Origin of the sequence: Pseudomonas sp. GM25 (assembly GCF_000282255.1) — a bacterium.
Taxonomy (GTDB): Bacteria; Pseudomonadota; Gammaproteobacteria; order Pseudomonadales; family Pseudomonadaceae; genus Aquipseudomonas; species Aquipseudomonas aphyarum.
Genome location: NZ_AKJQ01000058.1, coordinates 18,578 through 34,871, shown reverse-complemented (window position 1 = coordinate 34,871; position 16,294 = coordinate 18,578). Strand labels below are relative to the sequence as shown.

At 60.9% G+C, this 16,294-nt stretch carries 18 protein-coding genes and 1 pseudogene; 7 read left to right on the top strand and 12 right to left on the bottom strand.

All coding sequences use genetic code 11. The features are described 5' to 3' along the window. Positions 1 to 104: pseudogene (locus tag PMI24_RS29645) on the top strand (phage infection protein); the annotation flags it as partial. A gap of 73 nt (positions 105 to 177) precedes the next feature. Here PMI24_RS29645 and PMI24_RS23150 read toward each other — a convergent pair. The 3 genes from PMI24_RS23150 to PMI24_RS23140 all read right to left on the bottom strand — a co-directional run bounded on the left by PMI24_RS23150 (position 178) and on the right by PMI24_RS23140 (position 3,057). Beyond that, positions 178 to 513, bottom strand: coding sequence for a hypothetical protein (locus PMI24_RS23150; protein ID WP_007958271.1), 336 nt, complete (start codon positions 511 to 513; stop codon positions 178 to 180). Positions 514 to 615: 102 nt separating this feature from the next. Beyond that, positions 616 to 1,704 carry a polyamine ABC transporter substrate-binding protein gene (locus tag PMI24_RS23145; RefSeq protein ID WP_007958269.1) on the bottom strand — a complete coding sequence of 363 codons (1,089 nt, stop codon included), beginning with the start codon at positions 1,702 to 1,704 and terminating at the stop codon, positions 616 to 618. A gap of 51 nt (positions 1,705 to 1,755) precedes the next feature. Next, a complete protein-coding gene (locus PMI24_RS23140) occupies positions 1,756 to 3,057 on the bottom strand; it encodes an NAD(P)/FAD-dependent oxidoreductase (protein ID WP_007958268.1) in 1,302 nt (433 codons plus the stop codon). Between the two features lie 160 nt (positions 3,058 to 3,217). Here PMI24_RS23140 and PMI24_RS23135 point away from each other — a divergent pair, with 160 nt between their 5' ends. Continuing rightward, the gene (locus tag PMI24_RS23135; RefSeq protein WP_007958267.1) at positions 3,218 to 4,102 is read left to right on the top strand and encodes a LysR substrate-binding domain-containing protein; all 885 of its coding nucleotides are present in this window, start codon (positions 3,218 to 3,220) and stop codon (positions 4,100 to 4,102) included. Between the two features lie 49 nt (positions 4,103 to 4,151). Here the strand turns inward: PMI24_RS23135 and PMI24_RS23130 are convergent, their stop codons facing one another. Further along, positions 4,152 to 4,538 (bottom strand): c-type cytochrome, encoded by a 387-nt coding sequence (locus tag PMI24_RS23130; protein ID WP_007958262.1) that lies wholly within the window; start codon positions 4,536 to 4,538, stop codon positions 4,152 to 4,154. A gap of 55 nt (positions 4,539 to 4,593) precedes the next feature. Continuing rightward, on the bottom strand, positions 4,594 to 5,925 hold the full coding sequence (locus PMI24_RS23125; protein WP_007958261.1) for an aminotransferase-like domain-containing protein: 1,332 nt from the start codon (positions 5,923 to 5,925) through the stop codon (positions 4,594 to 4,596). A gap of 89 nt (positions 5,926 to 6,014) precedes the next feature. Here PMI24_RS23125 and PMI24_RS23120 point away from each other — a divergent pair, with 89 nt between their 5' ends. Beyond that, on the top strand, positions 6,015 to 6,908 hold the full coding sequence (locus PMI24_RS23120) for a DMT family transporter (protein WP_007958258.1): 894 nt from the start codon (positions 6,015 to 6,017) through the stop codon (positions 6,906 to 6,908). Positions 6,909 to 6,911: 3 nt separating this feature from the next. Here PMI24_RS23120 and PMI24_RS23115 read toward each other — a convergent pair whose 3' ends face one another. Beyond that, positions 6,912 to 7,733: an AraC family transcriptional regulator gene (locus tag PMI24_RS23115; RefSeq protein WP_007958257.1), complete on the bottom strand. Its 822-nt coding sequence runs from the start codon at positions 7,731 to 7,733 to the stop codon at positions 6,912 to 6,914. A 134-nt stretch (positions 7,734 to 7,867) separates the two neighbouring features. Between PMI24_RS23115 and PMI24_RS23110 the strand changes: the two genes are divergently transcribed. Beyond that, on the top strand, positions 7,868 to 8,386 hold the full coding sequence (locus PMI24_RS23110) for a carboxymuconolactone decarboxylase family protein (protein WP_007958255.1): 519 nt from the start codon (positions 7,868 to 7,870) through the stop codon (positions 8,384 to 8,386). 19 nt (positions 8,387 to 8,405) lie between these two features. Here the strand turns inward: PMI24_RS23110 and PMI24_RS23105 are convergent, their stop codons facing one another. Further along, entirely contained in the window at positions 8,406 to 9,851 is a 1,446-nt protein-coding gene (locus PMI24_RS23105) for a SulP family inorganic anion transporter (RefSeq protein WP_007958253.1), read from the bottom strand. Between the two features lie 174 nt (positions 9,852 to 10,025). Between PMI24_RS23105 and PMI24_RS23100 the strand changes: the two genes are divergently transcribed. Beyond that, the gene (locus PMI24_RS23100; RefSeq protein ID WP_007958251.1) at positions 10,026 to 10,322 is read left to right on the top strand and encodes a DUF7693 family protein; all 297 of its coding nucleotides are present in this window, start codon (positions 10,026 to 10,028) and stop codon (positions 10,320 to 10,322) included. Positions 10,323 to 10,327: 5 nt separating this feature from the next. On the opposite strand, the gene PMI24_RS23095 is transcribed toward PMI24_RS23100, so the two are convergent. Next, positions 10,328 to 10,786 carry a GNAT family N-acetyltransferase gene (locus tag PMI24_RS23095; protein ID WP_007958249.1) on the bottom strand — a complete coding sequence of 153 codons (459 nt, stop codon included), beginning with the start codon at positions 10,784 to 10,786 and terminating at the stop codon, positions 10,328 to 10,330. 123 nt (positions 10,787 to 10,909) lie between these two features. On the opposite strand from PMI24_RS23095, the gene PMI24_RS23090 reads away from it, so the two are divergent. Continuing rightward, on the top strand, positions 10,910 to 11,551 hold the full coding sequence (locus PMI24_RS23090) for a TetR/AcrR family transcriptional regulator (protein ID WP_041475350.1): 642 nt from the start codon (positions 10,910 to 10,912) through the stop codon (positions 11,549 to 11,551). Positions 11,552 to 11,560: 9 nt separating this feature from the next. Here PMI24_RS23090 and PMI24_RS23085 read toward each other — a convergent pair whose 3' ends face one another. From PMI24_RS23085 to ggt, 3 genes are all read right to left on the bottom strand, one after another. Beyond that, positions 11,561 to 12,580, bottom strand: coding sequence for a lysozyme inhibitor LprI family protein (locus tag PMI24_RS23085; RefSeq protein ID WP_007958244.1), 1,020 nt, complete (start codon positions 12,578 to 12,580; stop codon positions 11,561 to 11,563). Between the two features lie 109 nt (positions 12,581 to 12,689). Beyond that, positions 12,690 to 13,223, bottom strand: coding sequence for a cysteine hydrolase family protein (locus tag PMI24_RS23080; protein WP_007958242.1), 534 nt, complete (start codon positions 13,221 to 13,223; stop codon positions 12,690 to 12,692). 66 nt (positions 13,224 to 13,289) lie between these two features. Next, positions 13,290 to 15,017 (bottom strand): gamma-glutamyltransferase, encoded by a 1,728-nt coding sequence (gene ggt / locus PMI24_RS23075; protein WP_007958241.1) that lies wholly within the window; start codon positions 15,015 to 15,017, stop codon positions 13,290 to 13,292. Positions 15,018 to 15,153: 136 nt separating this feature from the next. On the opposite strand from ggt, the gene PMI24_RS23070 reads away from it, so the two are divergent. Next, a complete protein-coding gene (locus tag PMI24_RS23070) occupies positions 15,154 to 15,669 on the top strand; it encodes a methylated-DNA--[protein]-cysteine S-methyltransferase (protein ID WP_007958240.1) in 516 nt (171 codons plus the stop codon). Here PMI24_RS23070 and PMI24_RS23065 read toward each other — a convergent pair. Continuing rightward, positions 15,666 to 16,256 (bottom strand): NUDIX domain-containing protein, encoded by a 591-nt coding sequence (locus PMI24_RS23065; protein WP_007958239.1) that lies wholly within the window; start codon positions 16,254 to 16,256, stop codon positions 15,666 to 15,668. The two genes, PMI24_RS23070 and PMI24_RS23065, sit on opposite strands and share 4 nt — an antisense overlap. Between the last annotated feature and the right edge of the window lie 38 nt (positions 16,257 to 16,294).

The window sequence follows — 16,294 nt, the reverse complement described above, 5'->3', positions numbered from 1 at the left end:
GTCTGATCGAACGCCGCGTCGCTGAAGGTGGTTCCGATCGTCTGATCGAACGCCGCGTCGCTGAAGGTGGCTCCGATCGTCTGATCGAACGCCGCGTCGCATGAGTCAAACGCTCTACCGCTGCACAAACAAAAAGCCCGGCCTGATCAGCCGGGCTTTTTCACGTCCAACCAGCGCTTATTGCGCGGGTTTCAGTTTGACCACGTCACCGGAGATCTTGGTGGTGTAACCGGTCAGGACCCAGGCCCAGAACCAGTTTTCCTGAACCTGGGTGTTGATCATGGCGTCGCCGCCCTTGGCTTTGATCGCGGCAGTCTGGGCGCGGACGAAGCGGTTGTTTTGCTGGATCGGGATGACGCCGAACAGCAGCAGACCGGTGGCGGTGGCTTCGCTGTGGCCAATCACGGTGTATTGGCTGCTGTCGTATTGTCTGGTGTTCATCGGGGTGCCGGTGCAACCTGCCAGAACCGCACCGATCAGGGCGGCGGCGACGACTTTGCTGAGGTATTTCACTTCAAGACTCCATGGGAAAACGCCCGGGATCCGTCTCTCGGGCGGCGCGCACTTTACCGCAAGTGATGGCTCATTAGTATCAAATCAGGCCATGTTTCATATTCAGGTGTTGGTTTTAAGCCGGGTCCACAAGCGCGTTGTCAGCCGAGCAATCGCCGCCGGCAGTTCTTCCACGGTGAACAACTTGTCCATCACCGCTTTCGGCGGATAGATCGCCAAATCCTGTTTCACCGCCGGCGTCAGAAACTCATCGGCCGCCGCGTTGGGGTTGGCGTAGTGAATGCTGTTGCTGATATTGGCGATCACCTTCGGCTCAAGCAGATAGTTCATGTAGGCGTAGCCGTTCTTTTCGTGGGGCGCGTTTTTCGGCATGACCACCATGTCGAACCACAGGGTCGTGCCTTCTTCGGGAATCGAATAAGCGATGTCGATACCGTTCTTCGCCTCCCGGGCACTGGCAGCCGCCTGCACAACATCACCGCTGAAGCCGATCACTGCGCAAACATTACCGTTGGCCAGATCGCTGATGTACTTGGACGCATGGAAGTACTGCACGTACGGGCGAATCTTGAACAAAGCGGCTTCGGCCTTTTTGTAATCCGCTGGTTCGTGGCTGTGCGGCGGCAAGCCCAGATAGTTGAGGGTGATCGGCAACACTTGGGTCGGGTTGTCGATGATCGCTACACCGCACTGGCTCAACTTCTTGATGTTGTCCTCTTCGAAAAACAGCTTCCACGAACGCGTGACATCGGTGTTGCCGAAGATCGCCTTGATCTTCTCGACGTTGTAGCCGATGCCGGCGGTGCCCCACATGTACGGATAACCGTATTGATTGCCCGGATCGTTGACTTCAAGTTTCTGCATCAACTGCGGATCGAGATTTTTCCAGTTCGGCAGTTGCGACTTGTCGAGTTTCTGAATGGCGCCCGCCTTGATCAGCCGCGACAGAAAGTGGTTCGACGGGCTGACCACGTCGTAACCGGTATTGCCGGTCATCAACTTCGATTCCAGCACTTCGTTACTGTCGTGGATGTCGTAAGTGGCCTTGATGCCGGTGTCTTTGGTGAAGTTCGCCAGGGTGTCGTCGGCGATGTAACTGCTCCAGTTGGAGATGTTGACGGTTTCATCGGCCAGGGCGAACCCGGAACCGGTGGCGAGCAAGACCGCCAGGGAAAGTGTGTGGACGCGCATGTTCTGTCACCTGAATTGAGTGGCTTTTGTTCTTGTGGGATGTGCGAATTTTCAGATTTCTGTTCTGGCCCTGACCGCCTCCACGCGCATGCGCAAAATGGCGCCGATATCGAAGAAAGGTCGCGGCGGCAGCCAGCCGGGCTGGGCCCGTTGCCTCACCGATTGCAGCAGTGGCGAATCGACGCCGCATGCCAGTTCCGCCAGCAGTCGCCCCCACAAGGTACCGCGCGCCACGCCCGAGCCGTTGCAACCGGCGACGGCAAACACGCCCTCTTCCACCTGGTCGAAATACGCCTGGCCGCTACGGGTCGCGCTCAAATGGCCGGTCCAGGTGTATTGGATGTCGTGCTCGCCGAGGAACGGGAAGCGCCGTTGCAAACCCCGGACATGGTGTTGCCGACGCAGCGCAAGTTCGCTGTTGGACAGGTCCCGCGTGCGGTATTCGGCGGTGTTGCGCATCATCACCCGGCGATCCGGCGTCAGCCGGACCGTGGCGCCCAGCGGACGAGTCGACAGCACGCCCCACGGTTCAACGGCTCCAATGGCGGCGAACTCCTGATCCGTCAGCGGGCGCGTGAGGCTGGCGCTCAGCTCCATCGGGAACGTGGCGCTGTCATCGATGCCGACCCGAGGAATAAAGGCGTTCAGGCAGACCAGTGCTTTTCCTGCCTCGATGCTGCCATCAATGGCGTTGGCTCGAATCCGACCCTGACTCAAACGCTCGAGCCCCGTGATATCGGTGTTTTCGTACACGCTGACATTGTCCGGGAGTGCATCGAGCAATCCCTTCACGTATTTGGCCGGTTGCAGCAGCGCGTTGCCGTTACCGCACCAGATCGCAGCCTGATAGTGACGGGTGCCAAGTTTTCGGCTCAGTTCTTCGCCTTGCAGAAACTCCGCGCGGGCACCGAGCGCCCGCAGCGTGGCCAGTTTGGCATCGACCTGATTGAGCTTCGCCGGATCGTTGACCGCAAAGAAATAGCCGCTGTCGCGCAAGTCGCAATCGATGGCGTGCCGGGCAATGCGCTGTCGGACTTCTTCACTGGCCGCGCGGGAAATCATCGTGTCGACTTCAAATCCGGCAAAGCCCTGCCCGCCGATCAATTCGTTGTCCGTCGGATGTTCATGGGCGACGACAAAACCCGAGTTGCGCGCCGACGCGCCCTGCGCCGCTCGCTGACGATCAACCACGACAATCCGTGCCTGCGGGTGCATCTCGGCCAGATGATGGGCAGCGCTGAGGCCGGTAATCCCGGCGCCGATCACCAGCCAATCGGCCTTTTGCGCGCCGCTCAGGCGATCACGCTGCGCAGCGCTTGCGGTTTGCGCGATCCAGCCACAGACATTTTCCATGCATCACCTCATTCGACGGTCATTCGGCGGCTTGCCTTCCAACCGTGGCCATGCGTGAATCGCATGCCAACGTGGTGAAGACCACCGCCAGAGCTAGAATCTATAAGGTCTTCGAACGCCTCACCAACGCTAAGAAATCATCGAGCCATTCGGAAAACGCATGGATAAAATTCGCCACGTCCCGTCGCTGCAAGCCATGCAGGCGCTGGTAGAGGTCGCCAACTCCGGCAGCTTCACCCTGGCCGCGCAGAAGCTGTGCCTGACTCAAAGCGCCGTCAGCCGGCAGATCCAGCAGCTGGAAAGCCATTTCAACGTCCCGTTGTTCTTGCGCACCAGCCGCAGCCTGCACCTGACCCCGGAAGGCGAGCAGGTTCTGGCCAGTGCACGGAACATTTTCGAGCAACTGAAAACCCTCGAAGAACGCCTGACACCGCAGAAACGCCCGTTCCGCATTCGCATGCATGTGTCGTTGGCGGTGCGCTGGTTGTTGCCCAAATTCAGCGACTTTTACTTGCGCCATCCCGAGGTTTCGCTGGCGATCGAAACCGTCGCCACCGAAATCGTCGAACCGACCAGCGACAGTGACGCCTACATCCTTTACCTGCCGACGGCATCGAGCGATCCCGATTGCCTTACCCTGTTTCAGGAAACTCTGGTGCCGGTCTGCGCCCCGAGCCTTGCCGATGCGCCGCGCTCAGTGGAAGAACTGCTGCGCTTCCCGCTGCTGCATCGCTCGGCGGATCGTCAGGCGTGGATCGAATGGCTGGCGGCGAACGACGGCCAACCGCTGGACGATTACCGGCACATTCCGTTCAACCTCGATGAACTGGCACTGGATGCGGCGGCGCGGGGATTGGGTGTGGCAGTGACGGACATGACGCTGGCGGCGGAATCCATCGAGCGTGGCGTGCTGGTGGTGCCGTTCGGGCAACCGCTGAAAACCGGAGGGATTTATTCGTTGTGCTTGCAGCCGTCGGCGGCTGCGCATCCGGCTTGTGCGGTGGTGATGGAGTGGTTTGCCGGGCAAGCCGAGCGCCAGGTTTGAACCCGGACTTCACACGAGAGCTGCCTTGCGCAGCTCCCGCACCGGATCTTCATTGCTGAGAGAACGTCTGCAAATACGCCAACAGATTATCGATCTTCTCTTCGTCACTCAGCCCCCAGAAAATCATCCGAGTCCCCGGCACCACGCCCTTCGGATCCTTCAGATACGCCGTCAGCGTTTCACGGTTCCAGGTCAGGCCGGAGTTTTTCATCGCGTCGGAATACACGTAATTCGCCGACGTCCCGGCCGGGCGACCGATGATACCGTTGAGTTCCGGGCCGAAGCCCGGGCGGGCGGATTCGCCGACCTGGTGGCAGCCGCCGCACAGGCGCGGGAAGATTTTGGCGCCGGCCTCGGCGTCACCGGCAGCCAGTGTTGGCGTGCTGAACAGGCCTGCGTTGAGGATCAGGGCGAACGTTAATGCAGCGTTTTTCATCAGGGTTTTCCAGATCGTCGGCGGCGCCAAGGGTAATCGCGCGCGGCCAGTTGCGCTACAGGTAGGCGCCCACGACCTGACGGACTTTGAGCAAGGCTTGACGCAGGACAAGCATGTCCACCGAGCCCAGCGCCAGACGAATCGCGTGGGGCACATGGGTAGACACGGTGAAAGGTTCGGCGGTGGTAACGGAAACCTGTTCCTGCATCAATTCGACCACGATGTGGTCTGCCCGAACATCTTCCGGCAGCGGCAGCCAGAGGAAATACGAAGAGGGATGGCTGACGGTCGGGAGACCTTCGAGGATCTGAGCAGCCAGTGCTTGCCGGGCTTGGGCGTCGCTGCGCTTTTGCGCTTCAAGCAAGGTGACGGTGCCGTCGTCGAGCCAGCCGCAGGCGATGGCCGTCATCACGCCGGGGGTGTTCCAGGTCGTCGCGCGGATGATCCGTTCCAGCGCCGCCACCTGCTCGACCGGAGCGGCGATGAAGCCGACACGCAGGCCAGTGGCGATGTTTTTCGACAGGCCCGATACGTAGACCGTGCGCTCCGGCGCCAGATCAGCCAACGGCGGTGGTGGGTTATCGACCAGAAAGGCGTAGGCCGCATCCTCGATGATCGTCAGATCATGCCGGCGGGCAATCTCGATCAAATCCTCACGTTGCTCCAAAGGCATCACCCAGCCCAGTGGGTTGTGCAGGGTCGGCATGCTGTAAACCGCACGCACCGGGCGTTGGCGGCAGAGTCTGTCGAGGGCCGCGAGATCGGGGCCCTGCTCATTGACGGGAATCGCCACTACTTCCAGGTGCAGCGCTTCGGCCAGCACTTTGAATCCCGAATAGGTCAACGCGTCGGCAGCGATCACATCGCCAGGCTTGAGCAGCGCCATCAGCGTCACCGCCAGCCCTTGCTGGGCGCCGTTGACGATCAGCACCTGCTCGGCCTCGACACTCAAACCCCGCATTTGCAGATGCCGCGCCACCGAGGCCCGTTCATGCTGGCGACCGGCGTGGGGCTGATAACGCAGCAGCGCTTCAAGGTCGCCGGACAACGCGAGTTGCCGCAACGCGGTGCGCAGCAGCTCGGCCTGCCCCGGCAATGACGGGTAGTTGAAGTTGAGGTCGATCATGCCGACCGCGACGTCTTTCTGGTCGATGCCCTGCCCCGGCAACAACGACGTTTCCCGCACAAACGTGCCGCGCCCGGCTTCGCCGCTGACCAGCCCCATGGCCTCAAGCTCGGCGTACACCCGCGAGGCCGTGACCAGCGCCAGCCCTTCGCTCGCTGCCAGTTGCCGATGAGTCGGCAAGCGAGTGCCGGGCAGCAGACGACCGCTGCGAATGTCGGCGGCATAGGTGTCGACGAGGTTCTTGTAACGAGAGCGCGGCATGTCGGGCTGTATCCATGACAATTTTTTGATTGTCCTGATTCTCGTCCCTAGGATTGCTTCAACGCAACCCACCTCTGAGCGCAACGCGTATGGAACGAACCACCCAACTCGGCACCCCGGCCCTGGAAAAAACCAGTGGCTGGATCAATGGCTTCATCGGCGTCGTGATCTTCAGCGGCTCGCTGCCGGCCACGCGGCTGGCGGTGCTGGAATTCGACCCGGTGTTTCTCACCGTCATCCGCGCGACCATCGCCGGCGCCCTGGCGTTGTGCTTGCTGTGGTTGTTTCGCGAACGGCGTCCGGCGCGGGATCAGTGCTTGTCATTGCTGATCGTCGCACTGGGCGTGGTTGTGGGTTTCCCGTTGTTGACGGCCCTGGCGCTGCAATACGTGACGTCAGCGCATTCCATTGTGTTTGTAGGATTGCTGCCGCTGGCGACGGCGATTTTCGGCGTGCTGCGTGGCGGTGAACGGCCGCGTCCGGTGTTCTGGATTTTTTCGGTGCTGGGCAGTTCGCTGGTGGTCGGCTTCGCTATCTCGCAAGGCCTGACCGCCTCGCCCACTGGCGATCTGCTGATGCTGGCAGCGATACTCGCCTGCGGCCTCGGTTACGCCGAAGGCGCAAAACTTTCACGAACTCTTGGCGGCTGGCAGGTGATCTGCTGGGCGCTGGTGCTGTCGTTGCCGGTGATGGCCGTGCTCAGCGTGTGGCTGGCGCCCGCCTCGTTCAGCGGCATCAGTGGGTCGGCGTGGGTGTGTCTGGCGTACGTTTCGCTGTTCAGCATGCTGATCGGTTTCGTGTTCTGGTACCGCGGCCTGGCCCAGGGCGGGATTGCGGCGGTCGGACAGTTGCAATTGCTGCAGCCGTTTTTCGGCCTGGCACTGGCCGCGACCTTGCTCCACGAACACGTCAGCGTGGGCATGCTGGTCGTCACGCTTGGAGTGATCCTGTGCGTGGCCGGGGCGAAGAAATTCGCCAAATAGTTTTCAGCTCGCGCCGGATTTCCATTCTCGCGGACTGAGCCCGGTCTTGCGCCGAAACGCCCGGGTCAGCGCCGACGGACTTTCATAACCGACCTCTTCGGCGATCAGCGCAATCGGCCGTCCCTCGCGCAGACGTTTCTGCGCGAGGCTGATCCGCCAGCTCACCAGATAATCCACCGGCGTCTGTCCTACCACCCGCCGAAAGTGTTCGGCGAAACCGGCGCGGGAAAGGTTGGCGGCGCTCGCCAGCTCGGCGACGCTCCAGGCCTTGGCCGGTTGGTCGTGCATCAGGTTCAAGGCCCGGGAAATCTTCGGATCGGCCAGCCCCGCCATCATGCCCGGCTGTTGGTTTCGACTGCTGATGAGGTGGCGCAGCAGCAGAATCACCAGCAGTTCGAACAGCCGGTCCATCACCGCTTCGCGCCCGCAGTGTCCGTCGAACGCTTCCTTGAACAGCCACTCCAGGGTGTTGGCCATTTCGGGAAGGTAGGCGAGTTTCAGCACCAGATAATCCGGCAGCGCTGCCGCCAGGGCATTGCCCGCGCCGCCGTCGAACGTCAGCGATGCGCACACCAGTTGCGTGCCCATGGCTTCGTCGGCGAACAAACGATGGGCCATGGGGCGCGGGAAAAAGATCAGGGTCGGTTCATTGAGCGAGATTTCAGGATCATTGCCCGGCTTGAGCAACAGCTCCCCCGCCTGCAACAGGTGCACATGCCCGCACACCTGATCGCCGCCGTAGGCGCTCACCCCGCAGAACGTGCCGCTGTGAAAGGTGCCGGCATTAACGCCGAAATGGCTGAGCAACGTAGAAAGGCGATCCATGACTGATTCTCGCAAGGACAGGTTTGGACGATCTGTCGCATATCCTCGACGATTTGCACCCAAAGCACCAGCCGCGCTCCGTAGCATTCACTCCATCCCCGGCGCACTTCGCACCGGACTTTCGGAGAATCACCATGAGCCGCATCGCCCCTCTCAGCCTCGAAACCGCCACCGACGCCACTCACCCGACACTTGAAGGCGTGCAGAAAAAAATCGGCTTCCTGCCCAACCTGTTCAAAACCATCGCCGTCGCACCTGTCGCGCTGGATGCCTACGTGCAAATCTCGGCCACACTGGGCAAGACTTCACTGAGCGCCAAGGAAAAAGAGGCGGTGTATCTGGCCACTTCGCAAGTCAACGGTTGCGATTACTGCCTGGCGGCGCACACCCTGTTCGCCAGCAAGGCCGGGCTGGCAGCAGAAGAAATCATCGAAGCGCGTCACGGTCGGCTGAATGCTTTTGCCACCCTCGCCCATCAACTGACCGAAACCCGTGGTCATCTGAGCGATGAACAGATTGCCGCCGCCCGCGCCGCCGGTATCGACGACAAGAAGATCATCGAAGTGATCGCCGTCGTCGCCGCGCAAACCCTCACCAACTACCTGAACAACGTGGCACTGACCGACATCGATTTCCCCGCCATCGATGCCTGATCAGTGACCGGGGTCGATCTCAGTCGTGATCGACCCCGGCGCGTTTCAGCAACTTCTTGCAGCGCTCGGACAGGTGAAACACCTGCAACTGCTTGCCCGCCTTGGCGTAGCGTTCGCGCAAGGTTTTCAGCGCGGCGATGGCCGAGTAATCGACAAAGCTCAGGTGCCGGCAATCCAGCGTCACCCGTTCTGGGTCACTGGCCGGGTCGAATTGATTGAGGAACGGCGTGGTCGAGGCAAAGAACAGCGTGCCGTGCAGGCGATAGAGTTTGCTGCCGTCCGCTTCCAGATGCTCATCGGCGTACAGCTCGCGCGCTTGCTGCCAGGCAAAATTCAGCGCGGCGATGATGATCCCGCACAGCACTGCCGTCGCCAGATCGGTAAACACCGTGATGGTCGTTACCGCGATGATCACCAGCACATCGTTGAACGGCACTTTGTTCAGCACCCGCAGCGAAGCCCAGGCAAACGTCTGCTGCGACACCACGAACATCACCCCCACCAGCGCCGCCAGCGGAATCCGCTCGATCAGCGGCGACAGAAACAGAATGAACAACAGAATCAACACACCCGCCACGACGCCGGACAAACGCCCGCGCCCGCCAGAGCTGAGGTTGGTCACAGTCTGGCCAATCATCGCGCAGCCGCCCATCCCGCCAAATGCACCAGAGACCATATTCGCCGCGCCCAGCGCCACGCATTCGCGATCCGGGTAGCCACGGGTTTCGGTGATTTCGTCGGTGAGATTGAGGGTCAGCAGGGTTTCCAGCAGGCCGACCAACGCCATCAGAATCGCGTAGGGCGCGATGATGCGCAGGGTGTCCAGCGTCCACGGGATGTCCGGCAGCGCGAACGTCGGCAGGCCGCCGGCGATGTGCGCCATGTCGCCGAGGGTGCGGGTTGGCAGGCCGAACAGGTAGACCAGCAATCCGACGCCGAGGATCGCCACCAGCGCCGGCGGCACGGCGCGGGTCAGGCGCGGCAGGATGTAGACGATGGCCATGGTCAGCAGCACCAGCCCGGTCATCAGGTACAGCGGCGTGCCGCTGAGCCACTGTTCACCGCTCTTGAAATGCTCCAGTTGCGCCAGCGCAATGATGATCGCCAGACCGTTGACGAACCCGAGCATCACCGGGTGCGGCACCATGCGCACCAGTTTGCCCAGCCGCAACAACCCGAACGCCATCATGATCAAGCCGCCGAGCAACACCGTCGCCAACAGGTACTGCACGCCGTGCTGCACCACCAGCGCGACGATCACCACCGCCATCGAACCGGCCGCGCCGGAAATCATGCCGGGACGACCACCCAACAACGCGGTCAGCGTGCAAATGATGAAGGCGCCGTACAGGCCCATCAGCGGGTTGAGGTGAGCCACCAGCGCAAACGCAATGCATTCGGGCAACAGGGCAAACGAGGTGGTGAGTCCGGCCAGGACATCGGCGCGCAGACGAATCGGTTTCATGGCTTACCTGACAGAGCGGCCGACGGGCGCGGCCGCATGCATTTGCGCAAAAGAGCGCCGCGGAAAAAGAGGGTTGCGGATGTTACGCAAATGCTCCGGCGTGGGCCAGTGATCGCTGACAGGAACGGGTTGGCGCTCTATGCTTGCGCGCTTCATCGATCAACGGGTTTGAACATGTCACCGCTATCCACTCGCGAAGTCTGCCAGCGCTTGCGCGATGCTGCGTTGGAGGTTTGCGCGCTACAGCGTATTGCGCAGGAATCCGGGCCCGGCCAGATCTCGGTCGAGATCGACGGCTGGCAGCTGTTGCTCGACTTTGACGGTCAGCGCCTGCACCACTGCCTGCAATGCCGCTGCCCGGAAGATCGGGTGTGGCGACTCGACACGACTCAGCGTTTCGGCACCGACCCGGTCAGCCTGCTCAGCACCTGGGAGCTGGCGCAGATCGAGCGGTTGCTGAGGGCTGACTGAGCGGATCAGCCCTGCCGCAAGTCCAGCAGGTAGGTGTAATAGCCGGTGTCGCGCACCCAACCGAGCGATTCGTACAAAACCTGGGCGGTGAAATTGTCGGTGGCGGTTTCCAGCACCAGTCCCTTGGCGCCGGTTTCGACGGCGAAGTCGCGGGCGGTGTTCATCAATAGTCGCCCCACTCCACGGCCCCGGGCGGCCGGCGTGGTGAACAGGTCGCTGAGCAACCAGGTGCGATGGGCATCAATCGAGGAAAACGTCGGATACAGCTGCACGAATCCCAGCGCCTTACCGCTTTCATCCTCAACCAGAAAAATCGCCGATTCATTGCCGGCCATGCGTTCGGCGATGAAGGCCCTCGATTGCTCGAGATTCGATGGCTGACCATAGAAACCGCGATAGCCGTCGAACAGCTTCGCCACCGCGTCGAGGTGAATCGTCGTGGCGCGCAGTGCCTGAAGGGTCATTGTGATTTCCTGAGGTTACCGAAATTGAAACCAGCATAGCGCTGAGGAGCGAGTTCGCTGGCTTATTCGCTATATAGTTTTGTATATTGCGAACCCGAAATGGCCAGACACTCCATGCCGTCCATGAGCAGTATCCGCGAACGCAACCAGCAACTGATCCTGGCCGCCGCCAGTGAAGAATTCGCCGCCAACGGCTTCGACGCGACCCAGACCCGCGACATCGCCGCCCGCGCCGGTGTGCCCAAGGCCAATCTTTATTACTACTTCCAGAGCAAGGAAAACCTCTACGGCAAAGTGTTGCTCGGCTTCGTCGAACCGTTGCTGGAAGCCTCGGCGGTGCTGCGCGAGAGTGATGATCCGCTGATCGGCCTGCGCGCCTACGTCGCCGCCCGTATCCGCATTGCCCGCGAGCATCCGGCGATCGCCAAGGTTTTCAGCGGAGAGTTGCTGCTCGGTGGCCGCCAGTTGCCCGACGAATGCCGCGACCTGCTGCACGGCGAAGCCCGGCGCAATGTCGAGTGCCTGCGCAGCTGGATCGATCGCGGGCTGCTGGCGCCGGTCGATCCAGAGCATTTAATGCTGTTTATCTGGTCGGCGACGCGCACCTACACCAACATTGGCTGGCAGATGGGGCGCATCACCGGGCGGGAGGTGCCGCAGGATGAGGATTATGCGGTGGCGGCGGAGACGATTACGCGGTTGGTGTTGAGCGGAGCGGTGTCCGAGCCGGTGAGTGATGTTCGCAGGTTGATGTTTGCGACCTGAACGGGAGAGTCAGGGCATCAGGTCCAGAGGTAGTGTCGCATCCCCCGCCAAACGTTCACGCCATGCCAGCAGCACATCAGGCACCCGCTTTTTCCATTTGGGAACGTTGGTGTAATACCGCGCCCTGACTTTGCGTTGCTCATCGAAAACCAATAACACCAGCCAAACTCGGCCGCCCGGCGCGCTCATCAGAATCGCCGCGTTGCTGGAAGCCAGGCCTCGCAGCCAGAACTCATTGACCTCCCCCCCCGGCACATCACCAGAGGTCTCGCCGGCTGCCATTGAGCCGCTATTTTGCAGCAGCGTCTGATAGTCATTTTTGAGCAACGTGCGTAATGCCAGATCTTCTTGCTGCGTACGCACAACGCCAAGGCTCAGCAAGTCGTATTCAATCGCGATCGGTTGGTCAGATGCCACATACCTTCCATCGTAGTAAACGCCCATCCCGCCACCACAAGCCCCCTCACCTCCGTCGGAATCAACATCCAGCAAACCGTTGAGCGCGCTGAACTTCAGGGTGCAGTTGCCTTCAGCGAAATGCGCTACGGCACCGTCAATTGTGGCCACACCGTCCATGTCACCAGAGTTGCCACCATTTGACGCAGAAACATCAAAGGCAATATGCGTGGCGTCCACACGCTTGGTTGTGACTTCTGCCGCCGATGAAACGCCCCACGGAATCATCTGCCAGGTGGCATCCCAGCTGAAAGGCTTGGCCACGTATTCAAGCGCTTTCAGACGCATCAAATATTCACGGCGCAGGCAGGAGCTATTGGCGGCACATTGATTGCGTTGTTTCAACCATGAACGCTGATCAGCCTTGAGCGCTTGCGGATCAGCAACCTGCACCACCGCTGTCCGCCAGAGCGCCCCGAGTTTTTCATCGAGACTCGAGGTATACGGATCCGCACAAACGGCTTTTTCAACCGGGCTGGAAGCGCCAGCACAGTCGAAACTGGCAGCGTGCGAGGAGGTAGCAAATACGAGAGAGGTCAGCAGCAAGGCGTGACGGAGATTGAAAGCGAGCATCGACAGATTCCATTCCTGAGGCGGCGGCAGTATGCCGGGCCCGGGCTGTCGATGCTCTGGATTTTTCACTGGTTGCTGGCGGACAACCGGGCTCTTGCGCAAGAAAGAGTCAGAATGTGATCCCGGCCGCCGGCTTCACATCGATCCGCGCCACGGAACCGGTCAGGTGCGCCCAGTCCTTGTTGTGTTCGGCGATGATGTCTTCGGCGCTCATGTTGCCGTTGTCGACGGTGGAGTGCGCATCGGCCGCCAGTTCCACGTCGTAGCCCAGTTGATGGGCCTGGCGCACGGTGGCGTTGACGCAGTAATCGGTTTGCAGACCGCAAATCACCAGGCGGTCGAAGTCTTCCCGGGGGATCAGCTTCTGCAGGTTGGTCTGGTAGAACGAGTCGTTGGCGGTCTTGTCGACGCGCAGATCGCCGGGTGTGGTGGCCAGGCCGTCAGCCAGTTGCCAGCCTTCGGCACCGTGAGCTAACGGACTGTCCTTTTCGTTGTGCTGGATCAGCACCACCGGCACACCCGATTGACGCGCGCGGGCGCTGAGGCCGTTGATGGTATCGATCACCCGTTTGATGTCGTGGCATTCGTATTCGCCTGTGCACAGGGCGCGCTGGACATCGATGATCAGCAATGCGGTGGTCATGGTGAGCCTTCCTTGATCGGTCCTTGAGACAGGGGCGGACGTGTGCCCGCCCCCTTTTTACTCTGCTCAGTAACCCAATGACAACCCGGTGTTGCGCCGTGGATCGTTGGCGCCGTAGAAGCGGTTCTTGCCGACCGGTTTACCCCCCAGCGACGGTGCACCGACCAGAATCGCGGCGATATGGTTGGCGTCCTGCGGACCCGCGAACTTGTGGCCCCAGCTCTCGAGAATCTTCTTCGTGTCAGGGCTGGCGGCGAAGTCTTCGAGGTTGGTTTCCTCCGGCATCCACTGCTGGTGGAAACGTGGCGCGTCGACCGCTTCCTGCAGGCCCATGCCGTAATCGATGGCGTTGAGCATGGTCAGCAGGGTCGCGGTAATGATTCGGCTGCCACCCGGCGTACCAACCACCATCACCACTTTGCCGTCCTTGGTGACGATGGTCGGGCTCATCGATGACAACGGTGCCTTGCCGGGAGCGATGGCGTTGGCCTCACCCTGCACCAGGCCGTACATGTTCGGCACGCCGACCTTGGAGGTGAAGTCGTCCATTTCATCGTTGAGAATCACCCCGGTCTTGCTTGCCATCACGCCCGCGCCGAACCAGTCGTTGAGGGTGTAGGTGACCGAGACCGCGTTGCCCCACTTGTCGACGATCGAATAGTGCGTGGTGTTGCTGCCTTCATGGGGCGCGACGCCGGGTTTGAGTTCCGCCGACACACCGGCCTTCTGCGGCTGGATCGCATCACGCAGCTTGGTCGCGTAGTTCTTGTCCAGCAGGTGCTCGATCGGGTTTTTCACAAAATCCGGGTCGCCCAGATAGCTGTTGCGATCCACGTACGCGTGGCGCATCGCTTCGATCTGGTAGTGCATGCCCTGGGCCGAATGGAAGCCCAGATCCTTCATCGGATAGCCTTCGAGAATGTTCATGATCTGACAGATCACGACGCCGCCGGAGCTTGGCGGCGGTGCCGACACGACGTGGTAGCCACGATAGTCGCACTCCACCGGGGCCAGTTCGCGGGTCTTGTATTTGTCGAGGTCGGCCTGGGTGATGATGCCCTTGTTGGCCTGACTGGAGGTGACGATGGCATCGGCCACCCAGCCTTTGTAGAAACCGTCGGCGCCTTTTTCGGAAATGGTGCGCAGGGTTTTACCCAGGTCCTTCTGCACCAGTTTCTGCCCGACCTGCATCGGCTCGCCGTTGCTCAGAAAGATCGCGCCGGAATCCTTGATGTCCTTCTTGAACACGTCGGTGGCGTACTCCAGCAGCTCGACGTCGCCTTGTTCCAGCGCAAAACCTTCTTCGGCCAGTTTGATGGCCGGGGCAATCATTTCCTTGCGCGGTTTGGTGCCGTACTTGCTCAACGCCAGCTCCATGCCGGACACGGTGCCCGGAACGCCGACCGCGAGGTGGCCACGGGTACTCAGATCCGGAATGACGTTACCGTCCTTGTCGAGGTACATGTTGGCTGTCGCGGCCAGCGGGGCTTTTTCGCGGAAGTCGAGGAAGGTCTTGCGTCCGTCCGCCAGTTGAATGGTCATGAAACCACCACCACCGAGGTTCCCCGCCGCCGGGTAAACCACCGCCAGTGCATAACCCACGGCGACCGCCGCATCCACCGCGTTGCCGCCACTTTTCAACACGTCGACACCCACGTGAGTGGCCAGGTGCTGGGCGGTGACCACCATGCCGTTTTCGGCAGCGACCGGGGCAACCGAGGCGGCATGGGCCATGAGGCAGCTGAGCGCCAATGAGGTCGCAATCAGCGATTTGGCAAAAGGTTCGTACTTCATGAGTCGGTCTCTTCTTTTTATAAGGTAGGAAAGCGCTTCAAGAGCATCAGCCAGTATGGTCGCGATTACGGTTTGCGCCTCCCCGATCCGGCAGTATGCTGGGCGCAGTTTTCGCCCCCGTACCGGAGTTTTTCCCATGGCCTACACGTTCATCACCCTGCCCTCGCCTGTCGGCGAGTTGAAGCTGGTCGCGAACGGCTCACGTCTGGCCGCCATCCTCTGGGAAAACGACAAACCGAACCGGGTGCGCCTCGGGCCGATGAGCGAATCACCGGACAATCCGGTGCTGATGAAAACCGCGCGTCAGCTGGAAGAATATTTTGCAGGAACGCGAAACGCGTTCGATCTGGAGCTGGACTTTGCCGGCACCGAGTTCCAGAAAAAGGTCTGGGCCGCGCTGCTGACCATTCCGTTTGGCGAAACCCGCACCTACAGCCAGATCGCCGAACAGATCGGCCACCCGAGTGCGGTGCGTGCCGTCGGCGCGGCGAACGGGCGCAATCCGATTTCGATCATTGCGCCGTGCCATCGAGTCATCGGCGTCTCAGGAAAACTGACCGGGTTTGCCGGAGGCCTTGAAGCCAAAGAGCGCTTGCTGACCCTGGAGGGTGGCCAGTGGTCGGACATCGGTAAAACCGGCGATCTGTTTTAACCGCCGAACAGGTTATTCATCGCCGCGTATTGCAGCAGCATGATGGTCTTGGCATCGCAGATCTCGCCGCGCTGGAACGCCGCCAGCGCGTCGTCGAAACGCCACTCCAGCACTTCAAGTTCTTCGGTCTCTTCTTCCAGACCGCCCCCTTCACTGACCTTTGACGAGGCATCGTACTCGGCGATGAAAAAGTGCAGTTTCTCGGTCACCGAGCCGGGGCTCATGTAGGCCTCGAAGACCTTCTTCACGTCATGCACGCGGTAACCGGTTTCTTCCTCTGCTTCGTCGCGGATGCGTTGCTCCGGCGCCGCGCCTTCAAGCAGTCCGGCCGCCACTTCAATCAGCAAACCGTCGTGACCGTTGACGAACACCGGCAGGCGGAACTGCCGGGTCAGCACCACGGTGCGTTGTTCGCGGTTGAACAGCAGAATCGCCGCGCCATTGCCACGGTCGTAAACCTCGCGCGTCTGACGCTGCCAGTCACCTTTGTTGCGGTGATAGTCGAAGGTGATTTTCTTCAGCAGATACCAGTCGTGGGACAACACCTGGGTATCGACGATGTTGACCCGCTCGGCTGTGTTGGACATGACGCCTGATCCTTTTTTGTCATCGGAAGATGGCCATG

What these genes read in the sequence shown, in the direction of transcription:
- PMI24_RS23145 (WP_007958269.1), bottom strand. Translation starts at nt 1,704, where the DNA reads ATGCGCGTCCACACACTTTCCCTGGCGGTCTTGCTCGCCACCGGTTCC.
- PMI24_RS23140 (WP_007958268.1), bottom strand. Translation starts at nt 3,057, where the DNA reads ATGGAAAATGTCTGTGGCTGGATCGCGCAAACCGCAAGCGCTGCGCAG.
- PMI24_RS23135 (WP_007958267.1), top strand. Translation starts at nt 3,218, where the DNA reads ATGGATAAAATTCGCCACGTCCCGTCGCTGCAAGCCATGCAGGCGCTG.
- PMI24_RS23130 (WP_007958262.1), bottom strand. Translation starts at nt 4,538, where the DNA reads ATGAAAAACGCTGCATTAACGTTCGCCCTGATCCTCAACGCAGGCCTG.
- PMI24_RS23125 (WP_007958261.1), bottom strand. Translation starts at nt 5,925, where the DNA reads ATGCCGCGCTCTCGTTACAAGAACCTCGTCGACACCTATGCCGCCGAC.
- PMI24_RS23120 (WP_007958258.1), top strand. Translation starts at nt 6,015, where the DNA reads ATGGAACGAACCACCCAACTCGGCACCCCGGCCCTGGAAAAAACCAGT.
- PMI24_RS23115 (WP_007958257.1), bottom strand. Translation starts at nt 7,733, where the DNA reads ATGGATCGCCTTTCTACGTTGCTCAGCCATTTCGGCGTTAATGCCGGC.
- PMI24_RS23110 (WP_007958255.1), top strand. Translation starts at nt 7,868, where the DNA reads ATGAGCCGCATCGCCCCTCTCAGCCTCGAAACCGCCACCGACGCCACT.
- PMI24_RS23105 (WP_007958253.1), bottom strand. Translation starts at nt 9,851, where the DNA reads ATGAAACCGATTCGTCTGCGCGCCGATGTCCTGGCCGGACTCACCACC.
- PMI24_RS23100 (WP_007958251.1), top strand. Translation starts at nt 10,026, where the DNA reads ATGTCACCGCTATCCACTCGCGAAGTCTGCCAGCGCTTGCGCGATGCT.
- PMI24_RS23095 (WP_007958249.1), bottom strand. Translation starts at nt 10,786, where the DNA reads ATGACCCTTCAGGCACTGCGCGCCACGACGATTCACCTCGACGCGGTG.
- PMI24_RS23090 (WP_041475350.1), top strand. Translation starts at nt 10,910, where the DNA reads ATGAGCAGTATCCGCGAACGCAACCAGCAACTGATCCTGGCCGCCGCC.
- PMI24_RS23085 (WP_007958244.1), bottom strand. Translation starts at nt 12,580, where the DNA reads ATGCTCGCTTTCAATCTCCGTCACGCCTTGCTGCTGACCTCTCTCGTA.
- PMI24_RS23080 (WP_007958242.1), bottom strand. Translation starts at nt 13,223, where the DNA reads ATGACCACCGCATTGCTGATCATCGATGTCCAGCGCGCCCTGTGCACA.
- ggt (WP_007958241.1), bottom strand. Translation starts at nt 15,017, where the DNA reads ATGAAGTACGAACCTTTTGCCAAATCGCTGATTGCGACCTCATTGGCG.
- PMI24_RS23070 (WP_007958240.1), top strand. Translation starts at nt 15,154, where the DNA reads ATGGCCTACACGTTCATCACCCTGCCCTCGCCTGTCGGCGAGTTGAAG.
- PMI24_RS23065 (WP_007958239.1), bottom strand. Translation starts at nt 16,256, where the DNA reads ATGTCCAACACAGCCGAGCGGGTCAACATCGTCGATACCCAGGTGTTG.